At 38.2% G+C, this 18,225-nt stretch carries 14 protein-coding genes; 7 read left to right on the top strand and 7 right to left on the bottom strand.

Annotated features, from left to right (window positions below; translation table 11 throughout):
• The first annotated feature begins 227 nt into the window (after window positions 1-227).
• On the top strand, window positions 228-1,949 hold the full coding sequence (locus EWM59_RS18650) for a tetratricopeptide repeat protein (RefSeq protein WP_130022769.1): 1,722 nt from the start codon (window positions 228-230) through the stop codon (window positions 1,947-1,949).
• Window positions 1,950-2,018: 69 nt separating this feature from the next.
• On the opposite strand, the gene EWM59_RS18645 is transcribed toward EWM59_RS18650, so the two are convergent.
• Window positions 2,019-3,410: a S41 family peptidase gene (locus EWM59_RS18645; RefSeq protein WP_130022768.1), complete on the bottom strand. Its 1,392-nt coding sequence runs from the start codon at window positions 3,408-3,410 to the stop codon at window positions 2,019-2,021.
• Window positions 3,411-3,515: 105 nt separating this feature from the next.
• Window positions 3,516-4,382: a bestrophin family protein gene (locus EWM59_RS18640; RefSeq protein WP_130022767.1), complete on the bottom strand. Its 867-nt coding sequence runs from the start codon at window positions 4,380-4,382 to the stop codon at window positions 3,516-3,518.
• A gap of 213 nt (window positions 4,383-4,595) precedes the next feature.
• Between EWM59_RS18640 and EWM59_RS18635 the strand changes: the two genes are divergently transcribed.
• Window positions 4,596-5,111 (top strand): SixA phosphatase family protein, encoded by a 516-nt coding sequence (locus tag EWM59_RS18635; RefSeq protein ID WP_165372223.1) that lies wholly within the window; start codon window positions 4,596-4,598, stop codon window positions 5,109-5,111.
• A 23-nt stretch (window positions 5,112-5,134) separates the two neighbouring features.
• Window positions 5,135-5,287: a hypothetical protein gene (locus EWM59_RS27700; RefSeq protein WP_165372222.1), complete on the top strand. Its 153-nt coding sequence runs from the start codon at window positions 5,135-5,137 to the stop codon at window positions 5,285-5,287.
• 33 nt (window positions 5,288-5,320) lie between these two features.
• Here the strand turns inward: EWM59_RS27700 and EWM59_RS18630 are convergent, their stop codons facing one another.
• The 4 genes from EWM59_RS18630 to fdhD all read right to left on the bottom strand — a co-directional run bounded on the left by EWM59_RS18630 (window position 5,321) and on the right by fdhD (window position 10,833).
• Window positions 5,321-6,175, bottom strand: coding sequence for an endonuclease/exonuclease/phosphatase family protein (locus EWM59_RS18630; protein WP_130022765.1), 855 nt, complete (start codon window positions 6,173-6,175; stop codon window positions 5,321-5,323).
• A gap of 6 nt (window positions 6,176-6,181) precedes the next feature.
• The gene (locus EWM59_RS18625; RefSeq protein ID WP_130022764.1) at window positions 6,182-7,339 is read right to left on the bottom strand and encodes an alginate lyase family protein; all 1,158 of its coding nucleotides are present in this window, start codon (window positions 7,337-7,339) and stop codon (window positions 6,182-6,184) included.
• Window positions 7,340-7,640: 301 nt separating this feature from the next.
• Complete coding sequence (locus tag EWM59_RS18620; protein ID WP_130022763.1) at window positions 7,641-9,974, bottom strand: FdhF/YdeP family oxidoreductase; 2,334 nt, start codon at window positions 9,972-9,974, stop codon at window positions 7,641-7,643.
• 4 nt (window positions 9,975-9,978) lie between these two features.
• Window positions 9,979-10,833: a formate dehydrogenase accessory sulfurtransferase FdhD gene (fdhD, locus tag EWM59_RS18615; protein WP_130022762.1), complete on the bottom strand. Its 855-nt coding sequence runs from the start codon at window positions 10,831-10,833 to the stop codon at window positions 9,979-9,981.
• Window positions 10,834-11,060: 227 nt separating this feature from the next.
• On the opposite strand from fdhD, the gene EWM59_RS18610 reads away from it, so the two are divergent.
• From EWM59_RS18610 to EWM59_RS18600, 3 genes are all read left to right on the top strand, one after another.
• Window positions 11,061-13,130 carry a prolyl oligopeptidase family serine peptidase gene (locus EWM59_RS18610; protein WP_229239392.1) on the top strand — a complete coding sequence of 690 codons (2,070 nt, stop codon included), beginning with the start codon at window positions 11,061-11,063 and terminating at the stop codon, window positions 13,128-13,130.
• Window positions 13,131-13,208: 78 nt separating this feature from the next.
• A complete protein-coding gene (locus tag EWM59_RS18605; RefSeq protein WP_130022760.1) occupies window positions 13,209-15,530 on the top strand; it encodes a tetratricopeptide repeat protein in 2,322 nt (773 codons plus the stop codon).
• Between the two features lie 9 nt (window positions 15,531-15,539).
• A complete protein-coding gene (locus EWM59_RS18600) occupies window positions 15,540-16,406 on the top strand; it encodes a class I SAM-dependent methyltransferase (protein WP_130022759.1) in 867 nt (288 codons plus the stop codon).
• A gap of 1 nt (window position 16,407) precedes the next feature.
• Here the strand turns inward: EWM59_RS18600 and EWM59_RS18595 are convergent, their stop codons facing one another.
• On the bottom strand, window positions 16,408-17,118 hold the full coding sequence (locus EWM59_RS18595; protein WP_130022758.1) for a glycosyltransferase family 2 protein: 711 nt from the start codon (window positions 17,116-17,118) through the stop codon (window positions 16,408-16,410).
• Between the two features lie 564 nt (window positions 17,119-17,682).
• Here EWM59_RS18595 and EWM59_RS28595 point away from each other — a divergent pair.
• Window positions 17,683-18,225: collagen-like triple helix repeat-containing protein (locus EWM59_RS28595; RefSeq protein WP_165372221.1), on the top strand; the 543-nt coding region annotated here is incomplete at its 3' end.

Below are 18,225 nucleotides of genomic sequence, written 5' to 3'. Positions count from 1 at the left end.
AATTTTAATAGCTTGAGATATTAAGAAGTTTTAAAGCAAAGCTATAAACATAAAAAACACTTCTCAATACCCTCTTGAGGGGATATATTTGGTGGATTTATAAGGTAATTTTATACTCCACTACACTATCGTATAGAAAAAGGAGTGATAAAGAATTGAATAATTAATCTGAAAAGCATTAATTTAGTTGACTCAATAAATAGCCTGAACTTTTAAAATTTTCAAAGATGAAAAATATCTTATATTCTTTCTTGTATTTAAGTATTCTTCTTTGTTCTTGTAAACAAAAGGCAGAAACTAATCAGACTAAAAATACTGCATCTGCTATGTCGGTGTGTGGTTTGCCTGAGGTAATTGATAAAAATTGGTATTCGTATGATAAAAAAGCGCCTCTCTTATCAGGGCTTGATGGAATAAATTTTCCGGTTACTACAAAAAATGTAGAAGCACAGAAGTATTTCAATCAGGGTCTTATGTTGGCCTATGGTTTTAATCATGCTGAAGCCGCCCGTTCTTTTTATGAAGTAACCAGACAGGACTCAACCTGTGCCATGGGTTGGTGGGGATTTGCCTATGTATTAGGCCCTAACTATAATGCCGGAATGGAACCGGATAATTTTCAGCGAGCCTATGATGCTGTACAAAAAGCCCAAGTACTATCAGTTAACTGTACTCAGAAAGAGAAAGATTTAATTCAGGTATTAGCCCAACGCTATTCCAACGACTCTAACATACCACGTACTCAATTAGATGCGGCTTATATGGCGGGTATGAGAAATGTCTATAAGAAATACCCTGATGATGAAGATATAGCCGCACTTTTTGCCGAATCTATTATGGATTTGCACCCGTGGCAATTATGGAAAAGCGATGGAAGCATGCAGCCGTGGACACCTGAAATTATTACCGTATTAGAAAAAGCTTTGCAGCTAAACCCTAAGCATGCCGGAGCCAATCATTTTTATATTCATGCCCAGGAAATGTCTCAGCATGCAGAAAAAGCCTTTGCAAGTGCTAAACTACTTGAGACGCTTGTACCGGGAGCAGGACATCTTGTGCATATGCCTTCGCATATTTATATCCGCATCGGAAGTTATCACGAAGGTGTTGTCTCTAATCAGCAAGCCTCACTTGCCGATAGTTTGTATTTAGAAAACTGCCATGCTCAGGGAGCTTATCCTTTGGGTTATTACCCTCATAATTATCATTTTATTGCTGCTTGTGGTACGCTGAGTGGCGAAAGCAAAAGTGCTGTAACAGGAGCTAAACAAACCGCTGACCATGCACATAAAAAATTAATGCTTGACCCCGCCTGGGGTACTTTGCAACATTATTATACAATTCCGTGGTATGTACAGGTGAAACTGGGTCTATGGAATGAGATTCTTCGGGCAAAGGCACCTGAAAAAAACTTAAAGTATCCGTCAGTAATTTGGCATTACGCACAGGCAATGGCGGTATTATCGCAGAATAAAACTGCTTTAGCCAAACAACATCTGGCTGAAATGAAAAACATTCTCAAAGACTCAACCCTAAAGAATTTAACTATATGGAATATCAATAATGTGTATGATTTATCTTTGATTGCTTCAAAAGTAGTAGAAGGAGAAATTAGTGCCAAAGAGAAAAATTATGTACAGTCAATTGCCTTGCTGAAGGAAGCTATTGCTAAAGAAGATGCGCTTAATTATAACGAACCTGCCGATTGGTTCTTCTCCATTCGTCATCATTTGGGAGCCGTATTAATTGATGCCGGAAAGTATAACGAGGCCATTAAGGTTTATGAGCAGGATCTAAAAAATTACCCCAACAATGGTTGGGCACTTAAGGGGCTGATGAACGCATATGGCGAACTACAAAATGAAAGGCAGTATGATAAGATAAAAAAGCAATTTGAAGAGGCATGGAAATATGCCGATATTCAGATTGCCTCTTCACGGCTTTTGTAAATCTGTTGATATAAAAAATGCCGATGAATTACTCCCTCGGCATTTTTTATATAGTTAAACAGAATGTTTTTATTTCGGAAATGTTACATACATCTCTTTACGGTTCTGATACGGATTTTCAGACTCATTTACTTTTAACGGTTCACCTTTCATTGCTGAAACAGATGTACGGGCATTTGGGTCAATCTGTTGAGTAGCTACTTCTCCTGTAATTAATTCCAGCGCTTTTTTCAGAAGTGTTTCATTCTCATCACCCCAGGTTTTAAAAGGAATTACATTGTCAGTTACCGCATAATCTGGTTTAAAACCCTCTTTTGTGCCATAATTTGACTCACCTTTAGAATTGACTGTTCTTAATACGATAGGTTGCATAGCCCATTTCCAACGTTTCTGCGAGTCTGATAAAGTTACAGAACCTACATTTTTTCCGTAGGTATGAGCGCCAATCAGAATAACATCCATATAAGGTCTTAATCCGTTAATAATTAATTCACTTGCCGAGGCTGTTCCGGTAGAAGTCAATACGTATAAACGATTTAATGTACCCAGATTATTAGGCTCATTTCTGAATTTCGTAGGGGTCGTATAAGTAGGTCTGTCTTTGGTAACATTGGCATTCCATTGGTCGCTATGAATTACATTATCTGTATTAAGATTTTTTACAATCAATGAGGCCAGAATATCGGCAGAAGAAATATACCCACCCGGGTTTAATCTTAAATCAAGTACTAATTCATTCACACCTTTACTTTTAAATTCGCCAAATACTTGTCGAAGGTTATTATCAAAAGCACTTATAAACTGGCTATACACTAAATAACCAATTTTTTTGTTGCCTTTCTCAATTACTTTCCAGTAATGTACAGGGTTATCCTGCACTTCTGCCTTGGTTACCTGTACAGTTGTACCACTTAAAGAAAAAACACCGCTGGCTACTTTCCCTAAACCAAAAGTAGCAGTTTCTGCGCTTGTTAAGGTACCATAATTATTTTTGTCTAATTGTGTACCATTAACTGTCAGAATAATATCTCCTCTTTTTAGTCCGGCTTTTTCGGCAGGACTGCCTTTTATGACATAAGTTATAAAAAAGCCAACATTTGTCTGTGCGTTATCAAGGTAATAAATGGTATACTTCATCCCGAACACTTTGTTTATCCCATTTAATGAATTGGTAAGGGCTTCAACATCTTCTTCAATCCATGAGAAACGGTCAGTGTTGGGATAGTCGTTCAGTAAAGTATAAAAATAGTCTTCAGGCGATGCGGCAGAAGTTTGCTTGGCAGGCATCTGGTCTGACCAAAGATACCAATACTTCATGTTGTCATAAACCCAGCTATTGATAGTTTCATTAGATTTATCAGTGCCGGTAGGTGTAGGAGCAGGATTGTCTACTTTACAAGATAGTATACTTCCTGTCAAAAATAGACCCAAAATCAGTGATTTTGCAGGTGTAAATTTCATATTCAAAAGTATTATTTAGCGTTCTTTGTTAATGACGTAAGATATTAACGATAAGTTGCGGATTTTGTTTTATTTCAGTAAATATACTCTTATTTGTGACAAAATCTACAAAATTTCTGCCAGATTACCTTTAATGTTTTTTACCATATTATCCAGGCCTAAATCGTTGGCATCAGTCCCAAAAGGCTCTTCTATTTCTTCGGCCATAATTTCTATTCCTGCAAAAGCATAAAATACGAGTGTTACGATAGGAATAGACCAGAATTTATATTCTAATACTGCTGTGATAGGCATTGTAAAGACATAAATAAAGATTATTTTCTTAATAAAAATATTATAAGAAACCGGAATCGGTGTGTTCTTGATGCGTTCACAAGCCCCAAGATTATCGGTAAAAGACGAAAGCTCGTTATTCAGTACAAGCAGTTGTTCGGCATTGATAAGGCCTGCCTGATGTAACTGATGAATTTCGGTATAAATAGCCTGGCATATTCTGTTAGGGAGATGCTTGAAGCCTTTATAATATTCTTCATTATAGTTCTCAGTAAAGGTAAGGCTACTGATATGTGCTTTGCCTCTGAGATGTTCTTTAACGGCGTGTAAATAATTGCCAATCAGGATTTTTAAAGTTTCTTTTGCCGGATGTTTTTCCGGTAGAAAAGTAGCTAATTTTAAAGCAAAATTTCTTGAATTGTTGGTAAAATTTCCCCAGAGTCTGCGACCTTCCCACCATCTGTCATAAGCTGTATTGGTTCTGAAAACCAATAATAAAGACAATACAAAACCTACTAATGAATGAATGGTGAGCGGATTTTTAATGGGTACATAATGCAGAATATTGTTTTCTACATAAACAAATATGGCTGTGTAAGCTGCCAGACCCAGCATGGCTGGCATGAGTTTAATAAAAGTATCTGCTTTGTGGAAATAAAAAATGAATTTCCACCAATTCTTTGGATTATAATCTATCATAAACTTGTGGGTAGTTTGCCAATAGGCATTGTTAAGGTGTTTACCAATGCAAATATAATTTTTTTACTGTATAGAGCTAAAACTGAAAAACAGAATCATTGTTCTTGTAGTTGTAATATTATTTTCCAGGGGATTATTTTTTATGAATAATTCAGAAAAAAGTCAATTAATTTCTAATAATGCTTGTATATTCGTGCCAAAACCGTTGAAAATATGAAAAAACTGCTTTATTTGGTTCGCCACGCTACTGCTGAAGAAGGAGGCAATACACCCATGTTTCGGGATTTTGACCGAAACCTTACTTCGCATGGTATCATCGAATCGGCCCGCATGGGGAAATTTTTAGCAGAAAAAGGAATAAAAATTGAGCTAATGGTAAGTAGTGCAGCCGACCGTTGTAAATCTACTGCCAAGATTTTTGCTGAACAGTTGCATAAAGATGCCGAAGAAATCGTTTTAGATGAGGCTATATACGGAGGAGGCGCAAGGGCATATCTGGCTGCAGTGAATAATATGAATGAAAAAGTAAAAACTGTAGCTATTTTTGGGCATAACCCTGATATTACTTTTTTTGCTGAATATCTTACCCGTGCCGACATTGGGGGCTCAATGGAAAAGGCAGGCGTAGTAGTAATAGAGTTTGAGAACGTGAAGTGGGCTGAGATTTCAAACAAAAGTGGTAAGTTTTTGAACTATTACTCGCCAAGTAGCATTACAAAAACAGAGTAGTATTAAGTTTTGGTATTTATCTGATGACAAACAAAAAACAGGGTAATAAAAACCGCCTTATCTTCAGAATTATATTTATTGCATTTATAGCCATTGTGCTTTGGTTTCTATATGATTTATCAAGGCAGACCACAGCCCCCTGGAATAAGAAAAAACAGATTGAACGTGCTTTCTGAGAAAGCGTTCAATCTGTTTTTTTATCTTCTTCATTAAAAAGATATAGTCGCTAAAACAGGATGATGGTCTGAGGCAAATCTACCTCCCCATGACATGGAAATAGTAGCGTGTTTTCTGACTTTAAAGTCTGCATTTTTCAGAAATATATAATCGATTCGCATACCTTCTTGCTCTCTTGCCTGAAAACCTGTAAATGAGCTATATGGTCCGAAATGGGGAGTAGCTGACAGATTTTCAGAATCAAGTAAATGGTCAGGATTAGCTCCATCTGTCAACATCTGGATAGGTTCTGAACTTGGCACTGCATTAAAGTCTCCGGTAATAATGGTAGGGGTATTTCCTGCAATCTCTTTGATTTTTGATAGTAATAATTTAGCACTTTCTCTACGTGCTACCACAGCTTCGTGGTCGAAATGGGTATTAAAAACAAAGAATATTTTCTTATCGGCTATACGTTCAAATTTGGCATAGGTAACAATGCGGTTATACTTGGCTTCCCAACCAAGACCCACAGTTTCGGGGTGTTGATTGAGCCAGAAAGTATTGGTTTGTAGCATGGTATATTTGTCTTTTCTATAAAATATACACGAAAACTCTCCGGCCTCCTTACCGTCGTCCCGTCCTTTGCCAACCCAGGCATAAGTGTCGGGCAATAAACCTTCAAGGTCCTGAATCTGGCTAAAGAAGGCTTCCTGCATGCCGCAAATATCGGCCTCAAAGAAATTCAATATACTTGCCAGATTTTTCTTACGGTTGTTCCACTGGTTGTCTCCATCAGAGGCTATACCGAGGCGGATATTGTAAGTCATAACATTCATGTCTTTTTGAGCAAAACTCAATTGTGCCGAACTAAAAATAAGAATAAATAAACATGCAATTTTTTTCATACGATGCTAAAACCAGATGATTGGGTTTCTTATAGGTAAATTTCTGATTACTTCTTCTGTTGTTGGGTTATGCTCCAGGTTTTTCCAGAGCTGAAACCAGTGATTTTGTTGAAATTCAGCCGCTCCAAAAACAAGGAACGGATGTGCTACAGGCCAATTGGGCCAGTACATCACATCTTCTTTAAAAGGCCATTTGCTTTTATCTGCTACGTAAGGGTACATAAATTCGATACCTTTCCTTATTGTCTGCCCTTCCGGTGCTTTGTATTCCCATAAATTATCTTGCGCTGTTGAGAGTATCTGGCAAATCATTACCATAGCATCTAAATTAAATAACGAATAACCATAAGGTTTGGTACGATTCAGTTCTAACGGAAAACTACCATCAACGGCCATCTGTTTAGGTAATAAAACGGTTTTATAGCGATTGCGACAAAACTCAAGCAAGTTCTGCTTATCAGTCAGTTTGGCAAAAGAAGCTACCTGCATTACCCAGCAAGTGCCATGATTGTTTTTTGCCTCCATTTCTTCTTTGCCATAGGGGTGGGTAGTGAGCCAGTTAAGGTATTCTGCAAACCAGTTTTTTATATCGGCTACTAATTGCTTATTGGTATTAGCGGCATGCTCTATTTTACTAAGCCCCTGAGCAACTTCCATCAGATGAATGGTGTCTATAATACCAATACCCCGGCCTGAAACTTTGCGTGTAATGGCCTGCGCATAAAGTAAAGAAGGATTCATTTTTGTAGCAGGATTTACAAACCATGCCTGCAAATGGTTGAAAGCATGGGTAACATATCGAGGATTATTAGTCAGTACATAAGCAGACGATAATGCCCCGATGATTTTGCTGAACCGAATCATGGCTAAACGATGTGCCACAAAATTATCGGGGTTAGTCATCCCATCTTTCTGAATATACGGCCCATCAGGATTAGCAGGGTCAGGCCACCAGTAATCTCCTTCTGAATAAAAATCATGAATCGTACCCTGGCTACGGCTACTGCTGGATGCAGTAACTGTAACCGGAGCCTGTTGCATGGCCCAGTCGGCTTGTGTGAGTATCTGCTTACGAAGCGTTTCAATGGCTTGTTGTTTTACCGTTTGCTGTGCTAAAGCAGTATCTATTAAAAACAGGTAAAAAAGAATAGATAATACACGCATAAATCATTCTTGTTTGGTCATAAATTTCCGTAAAATCTGACAACAATCTCTGTTTTGTCTAATGGAAATGCAGAAACAGGAAGTTTTTTTATGGCAGCCATGTTAGGTTTCATGTCAGTAGCCGTCAGTAAATTGTATTTTTCGGGTGTGCCTACTGAAACTTTCCAGATGCCGTTGCTGACTTCGACCTATTTTCAAGATTGTGCATGTATAGCAAATGAAAATAGGAATAAGACAAATAGAAGTGGTTTCATAGAGGTGTAGGTTGTACCAGATTGAGGTAGAAAGGTACAAATTTTTTCTATTTTGCCAATACAATCTTACCAGACTCTACCACAGGTTCAAGGGTAATTACTACCGATTTTGAGGTAGGTGTCTGGCTTATGTCGGCATAACTGTCAATTGGCACCAATACATTAGCCTCGGGGAAATAGGTAGCCACACATCTGGCAGGAATACTATATGGCACCACAATAAATCTTTCTGCCGTGCGCTTAATTCCTCCGAAATGATTATGCAGATTAACCACCTGATAAATCTGTAAGCCTGCTCCCTTAATATCCTGTTCGTTCATCAGAATAATTCTACGCTCGTTGTAAATACCTCTGTAGCGGTCGTCGAGACCATAGACGGTTGTATTAAACTGGTCGTGGCTTCTGATAGTCATCATCAGGTATTCATCTGCTTTCAGTTGAATCGTATGCAAAATATTGATACTGAACTTGGCTTTTTTTGTGTCAGTAGTAAACTTCTTATCCCGTGGGGCATTCGGGAGGTAAAAGCCTCCTTCCTGTCTTACCTGCCTGTTATAATTGTCAAATCCTTCAATGGTTTTTTCAATCAAATCTCTGATATGGTCATAATTAGAAATAAGGTAGTCCCAGTTGGTAGTAAAATGTTTGTCGGCTAATGTGGCATTGGCTATACCGGCTACAATGGCAGGCTCACTCAGCAGGGTTTCAGAAGGGGGTGTTAGTACTCCCTGACTGCTATGCACCACGCCCATAGAGTTTTCGACACTCACAAACTGATTGCCTGTAACCTGATAATCAATATCGGTTCTGCCCAGACAAGGCAATATCAGTGCCGTTTTGCCATGCACTAAATGACTACGGTTGAGTTTTGTAGAAACGTGAGCGGTTAAATTACAGTTTTGCAAGGCTTTAGCTGTAAACTCAGTATCGGGCGTAGCAGACAGAAAATTGCCACCCATAGCTAAAAATACGCTGGCTTTTTTCTCAGCCATCGCTTTAATGGCTTCTACCGTATCGTATCCATGTTTGCGAGGGGGTGAAAACTGAAAAACCTCTTTCAGTTTATTTAAAAAGTCTGATTTAGGCTTTTCGTAGATACCCATTGTACGGTCGCCCTGTACATTTGAGTGTCCTCGTACAGGGCAAGTGCCTGCGCCTTCTTTACCAATGCTTCCTTTCAACAATAGCAGATTCACAATTTCTCTGATAGTTGGTACTGAGTTTTTGTGTTGGGTAAGCCCCATAGCCCAACAAACAATAATTTTATTATGATTAATCAGAAGTTGAGCAGCTTCTTCGATTGCATGGAGTGGAATGCCACAATCATCGACTAATTTCTCTAAATCATACTTCTTCAGGTTTTCTACTAATTCTGCATAGCCCTCAGTATGTTCTTTAATGAATGGCTTATCTAATACATTCCCCTTTTTTTCTTCGGCCTCTAACAAGATTTTATTAAATGCCTTAAGTAGGGCTAAATCGCCGTTAATACGTATCTGTAAATAAATATCTGTAAGTTTCTCGCCACCAAAAATCAAATCTCTTACCTCTTGCGGGTGATTGAATTTGAGTAAACCGGGTTCAATTAAAGGATTGATAGAAATGATTTTTACACCTGCTCTTTTGGCTTTTTCGAGGGCTGTTAACATTCTTGGATGATTTGTGCCGGGATTCTGCCCTAAAATCATAATGACTTCTGCTTTCTCAAAATCATCGAGTTTTACAGAACCTTTCCCTAAACCCAGAGTTTCGCCCAATGCCGAACCACTTGATTCATGACACATATTAGAGCAGTCAGGCAGATTGTTAGTGCCATACATTCTTACAAAAAGCTGATATAAAAAAGCTGCTTCATTGCTTGTTCTGCCTGAAGTATAAAAGATAGCTTCATCAGGCGAAGCTAATTGATTAAGGTGTTGTGCAATTAACTGAAAAGCATCTTTCCATGCTATTTTTTCATAGTGCGTTTGTGCCGGATGTAAAACCATCGGATGGGTTAGCCGCCCTTGTTGCCCTAACCAGTAATCAGATTTCTGAGAGAGTTCTGCCACCGAATATTTCTGAAAAAATACAGTTGTAACCTTGCGTGTAGTAGCTTCTTCTGCAATGGCCTTAGCTCCGTTTTCACAATATTCGGCTACTTTCGAACGCTCATTGTCAGGGTCAGGCCATGCGCAACTTGGACAATCAATGCCGCCTTTCTGGTTAAGGTGTAACAAAGCCTTTAATCCTCTCTGTACAGGCATCGCCCCAAACACGTGCTTGAAAGATGAATAGACCGCCTTCACTCCAGCCGCCGCTTTGGCAGGATTGCTTGTTTCAATACCTGTAAAATCTGTAGGAGATTGAGGATTTATTGGAGTTTTTTCTACTTTCTTCATAAATTCAATGAATTACTTTCGGGCTTCCGCTATAAATATTAAAACTATGCTCTTTAGAAAAACCTATGAGCGTTATACCAAATGCCTGAGCGGTTTCGATGGCTAAACTTGAGGGCGCACCCACGCATACCATAAGTGAGATACCCGCCGTAACGGCTTTCTGAATTAACTCAAAACTTGCTCTGCTGCTCATAAATAGCAGGGTGTCAGACAGTGGTAGCAAGTTCTGTTGAAGCGCTGCACCAATAAGTTTATCTAAGGCGTTGTGGCGACCAATGTCTTCACGAAGTAAAAGCAGACTTCCTGTAGCCGTATTTGCTACACGAATCAATGCCGCCACATGTGAGCCTCCGGTATGTTTAAAGAAAACCTGTTTTTCTTCCACAATGTTTGGTAACTGATAAATTAAACTGGAGGAGACTTGAAGTGTTGAATTGACCGGGACAGGGCATTGTACCTGAATGGCTTCTATGGAAGCCTTGCCACAAATACCACAACTGGATGAAGTATAAAAATACCGTTCTAATTTCTGAAAATCTAATTGAACCTCAGGGTGCAGTTCTACTCTCACTATATTTTCCTGTTGTTGCCGCTGATTATCGGTGCAATAGTGAATAGAAAGAATCTGATTGAAACGATTGATAATGTTTTCAGTAAACAAGAATCCTATAGCCAGTTCAAAATCATGTCCTGTAGGCGTGCGCATGGTTACAGAAACACTTTTCTGCTGACGATTGTCTGCTGCTCCATAGCCTATTCTTATTTCCAACGGCTCTTCTACTACTACCAAATCAGGTTTTTCAAATGGCTCGTGGCCATTAAACTTGATAATTGTATCTGATTTGATGGAATTAATCATGTTTAAGAAATAGGGTTTTTATCTTAACAACAATATACCTGTTAAGGTTTTGCCAGGATAAATATGGATTGTTGTACAAAGTTAAAAATCAGAGCGTAGGTTATGAACTATATTGGCATATAATAAGACACACTACCGTTATTGATAAAATATTATTTACTTTGTAGTATAAAAACTCATCTCTTACTATGAAAAAACCAATCAGCTTATTTATTACCGCGTTTATTATGGCTCCTTTTTTTTTAATGGCTCAATTGAATTATCCCACTACACGTAAAGTAGAACAAAAAGATAATTATCATGGCACAACTGTTGAAGACCCTTACCGCTGGTTAGAAGACGACCGCTCTGCTGAAACTGCCGAATGGGTAAAACAACAGAACGAGGTAACTTTCAGTTATCTTGAAAAAATACCTTACCGTGAAGCACTGAAAAAAAGACTGGAAAAAATCTATAACTATGCCAAATACTCGGCTCCAAGCCGTAAGGGAGAATGGTATTATTTTTATAAAAACGATGGCTTGCAAAATCAGGCCGTATTATATCGTCAGAAAGGTTTGAATGGTGCACCTGAGGTTGTGATAGACCCGAATAAACTTTCTACCGATGCTACTACCCGTCTGGCACAGTTTCAATTATCTAAAGATGGTAAGTATGCGGCTTATGCACTATCAAAAGGTGGTTCTGACTGGCAGGAAATCTTTATCATGGATATGTCGAATAAGCAAAACCTGTCAGATAAAATTGAATGGGTAAAAGTTTCGGGCATTGCCTGGCAGGGAGATGGGTTTTATTATAGCCGTTACCCGAAACCTGATGGTAGTGCGCTGGCTGCAAAAAATGAAAATCATCAGGTATTTTTTCATAAAATCGGCACTTCGCAAAATGCCGATGTGTTAGCATTTGAAGACAAAGCCAATCCACAACGTTTTCATACTGTCAGTACCACAGAAGACGAGCAGTTTGCCATGTTGTATGTAAGCGACCGTGGTAAAGGTAAAGACGGTAATGCTTTATTTTACAAAGAAGCAGGAGCAAAAGTATTTAAACCTGTAGTAGCCGAAGTAACAGATTTCTCGTTTGGTGTCATTGAAAATGTAGGAAAAATCTTGCTGATTCAGACTAACAGAGACGCCAAGAACGAAAAAATTGAAAGTTTTGATACAGCTAATGGCACATGGAAGTCGGTAGTAGCAGAGCAACCTGAACCTTTGCAGTCTTCAAGTGTAGCAGGTGGGAAATTATTTCTGACCTATATGAAAGATGTTACAACCCGTGCTTACGTGTATGACGTGAAGGGTAAATTAGAGAATGAGATTAAATTACCCGGTTTGGGAACGGCTTCTGGTTTTGGAGGGAATGCTGATGATAAAGCAGTATTTTACACTTTTACTTCGTTCAATTACCCGTCCACCATTTTCAGTTACGATATAGCTACTAAACAAAGCTCGGTTTTCCGTACGCCAGAAGTTGATTTTAAAGCGACTGATTTTGAAACCAAACAGGTATTTTACCCAAGTAAAGACGGTACCAAGATTCCGATGTTTATTGTTTACAAAAAAGGTATCAATCTGAATGGTCAAAACCCAACCTTACTCTATGGTTATGGGGGGTTTAATATCAGTATGAATCCTGCTTTCAGTCCTTTATTGATTCCGTTTTTAGAGCAGGGAGGGGTATTTGCACAGGCTAATTTAAGAGGAGGAAGTGAATATGGCGAGAAATGGCATGAGCAAGGTATGAAACTAAAGAAACAGAATGTATTTGATGATTTTATTGCCGCCGGAGAATACCTGATTGCTCAGAAATATTGTGATAATGCACATTTAGCTATTCGTGGAGGGTCAAATGGGGGACTTTTAGTAGGTGCTGTAATGAACCAAAGACCTGAATTAGCTAAAGTAGCTATTCCACAGGTGGGAGTAATGGATATGCTTCGCTTTCAGAAATTTACCATTGGCTGGAACTGGATTGCTGATTATGGTTCGGCTGATAATGCAGAAGAATTCAAGGCTTTGTATGCTTACTCTCCATTGCATAATATCAGGGAAGGCGTAGACTATCCGGCCACTTTAATTACTACTGCCGACCACGACGACCGTGTAGTACCTGCGCACTCATTCAAATATGCAGCTATGTTACAGGCCAAAGCCGGAAAAAGTAGTAGTAATCCTCTATTGATTCGTATTGATACTAATTCGGGTCATGGTGCAAGTAATACGGCCAAAAATATAGAGCAAACAGCCGATATTTATGCCTTTATCTGGTGGAATATGGGTACGCAACTGAACTTATAAATAATAAAATGATAGAGAAGCCAACCTTCTCTATCATTTTATCATTATCTATAGCCTAAAGAAACTATCCTGCAATTAATGAAAAAGTATCACAGACTTTATCTGGCTTTGGTTATTGTTTTTACTTGTATTGCCTATAGCAATCATTTCCAGAATGCCTTCCATTTTGATGATTCGCATACAATTGAAAACAATCTCTATATCCGCAATCTGAAAAACATACCTTTGTTTTTTAAAGATGCCACCACTTTTAGTACTTTACCTGCCAATCAGGCTTACAGGCCGATAGTTACTACCTCACTTGCCATTGATTACTGGTTAGGGAATGGCTATAATCTGTTTTATTTTCACCTGCTTACTTTTATTTTTTATCTCATTCAAGGGATATTGATGTTTTGGTTGTTCGTAAAGATTTTTGATATTGCCTATAAAAACCAGTGGAATGGGTATATAGCATTAATAGCCGTTGCCTGGTATTTATTACACCCTGCAATGGCCGAAACAGTAAATTACGTCATTGCCCGTTCAGATACGCAATCTACTTTTTTTGTGATTCTTGCTTTTGTACTATATGCTTATTCATCTTTTTGTCGGAAAACATTTCTTTATCTGCTTCCAATCGTATTAGGAACATTAGCCAAACCTACGGCGGTTATGTTTGCACCCATGCTGTTTTTCTACATCACTTTCTTTGAGAAAAATATGAGTATATCAGATTTTTTCAGGAGAAGTTATTTTAAACAGACTGTCAGTAGTTTTGTGAAGGTAATTCCTGTCTTGGTAGTTTGTGCGCTATTGTATCTGTGGGTTGATAAATTTACCCCTAAAACATGGCAGGCAGGTGGTAACTCGCCCTGGTTGTATCTTATTACTCAGCCTTTTGTTATTACTTATTATTTCGGTACGTTATTTCTGCCTGTTCACCTGAGTGCTGATACCGACTGGCAATTGCTGAAAAATATCTGGGACGTCAGGTTTTTTATAGGCATACTATTTATTATTGTCATGCTGGGTGTAGCCACTTATTGCTCCAGAAAACCAGCTGCCCGCCCTGTTAGTTTTGGTATTGTATGGTTCTTTCTGGCTCTGGTGCCGTCATCAAGTATTATTCCTTTAGGAGAGGTGATGAACGACCATCGTATGTTTTTCCCATTTGTAGGGCTTATTATGGCGGTAGTGTGGGGAATCGCCCTGGTATTGATGAAATACAAAACCATCTATGAAAAATATTCAAAAGCAATTATAGCTACTATATTTATTATTTTGGTGGGGTATGGCATCGGGACTTATCAGCGTAATGAGGTCTGGAAAACCGAAGAAAGTCTGTGGTATGATGTAACCATAAAAAGCCCTAAAAACTATCGGGGATTGATGAACTATGGGTTATCAAAAATGAGTAAAGGCGAGTATGCCATAGCCGAAAAATACTTTACAGATGCTTTAACCGGATTACCTTCCTATGCTACGCTTCACATTAATTTAGGCGTATTAAAGGAGGCACTGGGAGATAAAAAAACAGCCGAAACCTATTTTAAAAATGCCTTAGCCTACAACAGTACGAGTGCAGACTCATATTATTTTTATAGCAGATTCCTGGTTAATCAATTCAGGTATGCCGAAGCCGTTCCGCTTTTATTAAAGGCCATTGAGATTTCACCAGCTTATTTAGCTTCAAGAGAGTTGTTAATGAAAATCTATGATATTCAACAAGAATACGAAAAATTAAATCAACTGGCAGAAAGCACATTGCAATTAGCACCCGATAATGCATTGGCTGTGAGGTATAAAGAATCTGCCTTGAAGAAACAAAATAGTTTGAGTTTACAATTAGAGCAAATTAGGATGAATCCTGACCCGGAAAAGTACTTAGATGTAAGCCTATCTTACTATCAGGCAGGACAATACGAGAAAAGTATAGATGTTGCTTTAGAAGCGATAAAGCTGAAACCCGATTATACCGAAGCCTATAATAATATTGGCTCGGCATATAATGAAATCAAGCAATACGATAAAGCAATACCGTTTCTGAAAAAGGCTATTGCTTTGAAACCTGACTTCCAGTTGGCTAAAAATAATCTGGCATTGGCAGAAAATAACATCGGCGTATCAGCTAATTTCCAACAGTTAGCAACGCAAAAACCTTCGGCTGAGAATTATTTGAGTTTAAGTTTACTCTATTTTAATCAGAAAAAATATAAAGAGTGTATAGAAGAGTGTAGGAAAGCCTTAGTTTTAAAACCTGATTACGACCTGGCATACAATAATATATGTGCAGCCTATAATCAGTTAGGCGACTGGGAAAATGCAATTATTGCAGGAGAAAAAGGTTTGAAAATAAACCCTGATAATGCACTTTTAAAAGGGAATTTAGCAGAAGCTTACCAAAGAAAAAATAAATAACAGAGACCAATGAGCGATTTGCAATGTATTGTTTGCGGCAATAAACAAAACTTGAAATTTGAATTAAAGCACAAGGTTTATCAATGCGCATCGTGTGATTTGTATTCGTCTGATGCAACTTTTGATTTATCTTTTCAGTCGAGTTTGGAGGAGGATAGTCGGGAAATAGGATTAAAAAAACTAAGATTTCACAACTTTGAGTTAATTGTAAAGGCTTTAAAAGAAGAGCATTTTAAAGATAAAAAGACGATTAAAGGGCTTGAAATAGGCAGCGGCAATGGTTGGTGGTTAGAAGTGTGCAGAGCTCATCATATTGATTGTATAGGTATAGAGCCGGAAAACACATTTGAAGATTATTACAAAGCAAACAATTTACAGGTAGTATCAGGATTTTATCCTGATGTTGCCACTGATTCAGCTGAAGGATATGATTTTATTATTTTTAATGATGTTTTTGAGCATATCTCCGATTTGAAGAGTCTGTTAGTAAACATCAAAAAAGACCTGAAAAAAGATGGATTATTGATTATTAATATCCCTATGAGTAATGGGTTCTTTTACCGTACCGCTACCATACTTTATTATCTCAAAATCCAATCATTTTTAGACCGACTGTGGCAGTTTAATTTCCATAGTCCACATATTAATTATTTTAGCCCTAAAAACCTGCCAGCTTATCTGACTAAGTATGGTTTTCAATTGCTTCAAAATTTCAGATTAGAGACCTTAGATTTTTCGAGTATCAGAGAGCGGATTATGGCAGATAACAAGATGAGCAAGCCAAAGGCTTATACAATCAGTAGCTTATTATTGTTAATAAAGCCTCTCATTCAGAATACCAGTGCTGATATACGGGTTTTCTTTTTTCGACAGTAGCTTACTTTCGTACATAGGCAAAAAACATGGCAATACTTACTTTCGCCATATAATAAATACTTGAAAAAGTACGGATTGAGGATTGTCCTCCTTGTCGTTCTTTCATCACCACAGCTATTTCTTCAATTCTCAGGCCTGCTTTGGCAAATGTAACCAATGATTCAGGTTCGGGGTATTCGTCAGGGTAACTATTGGCTGCTATACTGATAGCTTTCTTATCGAATAAACGGAAACCGGAAGTAATATCTAAAATGCGATTGCCTGTAAATAACTGATTAAGCCGGTGAAAATAAGCGATGCCACTTCTTCGTAGAAAAGAAGATTGAAATCCTTCTTTTGAAATAAATCGTGAACCAATTACTATGTTAGCTTGGTTTTTTTCATGCTGTGCCAATAACTTGGCTAATTGCGTAGGCGGGTGCTGTCCGTCTCCATCCATCTGAATTGCTAAATCGTACTTGTTTTTATAAGCATATTTATACCCTGTTTGCATAGCTCCGCCAATTCCCAGATTTACTGGCAAATTCAGAACGACTACATCAAATGAGCGAATTACAGCCAATGTGTTATCTGTTGAGCAGTCATTCACAACGGCAATAGTTACCTTGTAGGATAGTTTTAAGCTCAATAATTCTGTCAGCAGATTAGCGATTGAAACTTCCTCATTGAAGCAGGGAATGATTACTAATAGTTTTTTTTCATGGTGTGGCATGGGTATTAGTTTTCAAAAGTGATTGAGCGGTAGATTAGTTTTCGCAATAGAATATTCAAAAGATTTTATTGGATATTGGTGGCACAAAAAAAGAATAATATTTTGATATATAAAAACTAATCGTTTATATTTACCACTTCTACCACGTATTGTAGCAGATTCTTTTTTTTGAACTGCTAACCAAGCTGCCTCATATAACCATTAGCCAGTTGAAGTTTACTTAAATGCCCTTAAGTACTACTTTTTACAGCTGCTTTTAGTCCTGATTAAAATTTATAGTCTCAATTGAAATACCTTAAGGTTTTCAGATTTTTACTGTTTGGTACTAAGTTTTATTCTACCACGTAAAATAGCAGATTCTTTATTTGAACTGCTGAAAACTGACTTATATGCGCAATAGCTCGTTGAGATAGGCTTTAATGCTTGAAACGACCTGTTAGTTCTATTGAGTTTGATTTTATCCTGCTGCTATCAATGCCTGAAAATATTGACTGTAGTTGTTGCTTTCGTTTTTAATTTTTCTATTGGTAACTTTTAGAATAAGTAAAATCACTAAGTATATCTATGAAGAGAAATCTACTATTTTTCATTTTTACTGCTTTGATTGTTCTGGATACTTTTGCGCAGGTGCCACAGGGAATTCCTTATCAGGGGCTTGCCAGAAGTGCAAACGGAACAGTTCTTTCCAATCAAGCTGTCTTGGTCAGGTTCTCTATCCTGAATGGCGCGCCTAATGGGACGGCCATTTATGTAGAAACCCATACTGCTACTACAAATGCCAATGGGATTTTTAGTTTGATACTGGGTCAGGGTACTGCTCAGAGCGGCACATTTGGCAGTATAAACTGGGCTTCGGGAAGTAAGTTTTTAAGAGATGAAATAGATACAGGTAATGGCTATGTAACTTTGGGTACTATGCAGATGATGAGTGTGCCTTATGCCTTGTATGCTGCTACGAGTGGAACACCGGGAGTTACAGGTGCTACCGGAGCTACCGGACCGACAGGGGCAACAGGTAGTCAGGGAGCAGTCGGGTCAACCGGAGCAAGAGGAGCAACGGGTCCAACTGGTGCACAAGGCATACAGGGAGTTACAGGCTCAACTGGT

This window comes from Emticicia agri (assembly GCF_004168285.1).
Lineage (GTDB): Bacteria > Bacteroidota > Bacteroidia > Cytophagales > Spirosomataceae > Emticicia > Emticicia agri.
This window is presented reverse-complemented; position numbering and strand designations above follow the sequence as displayed.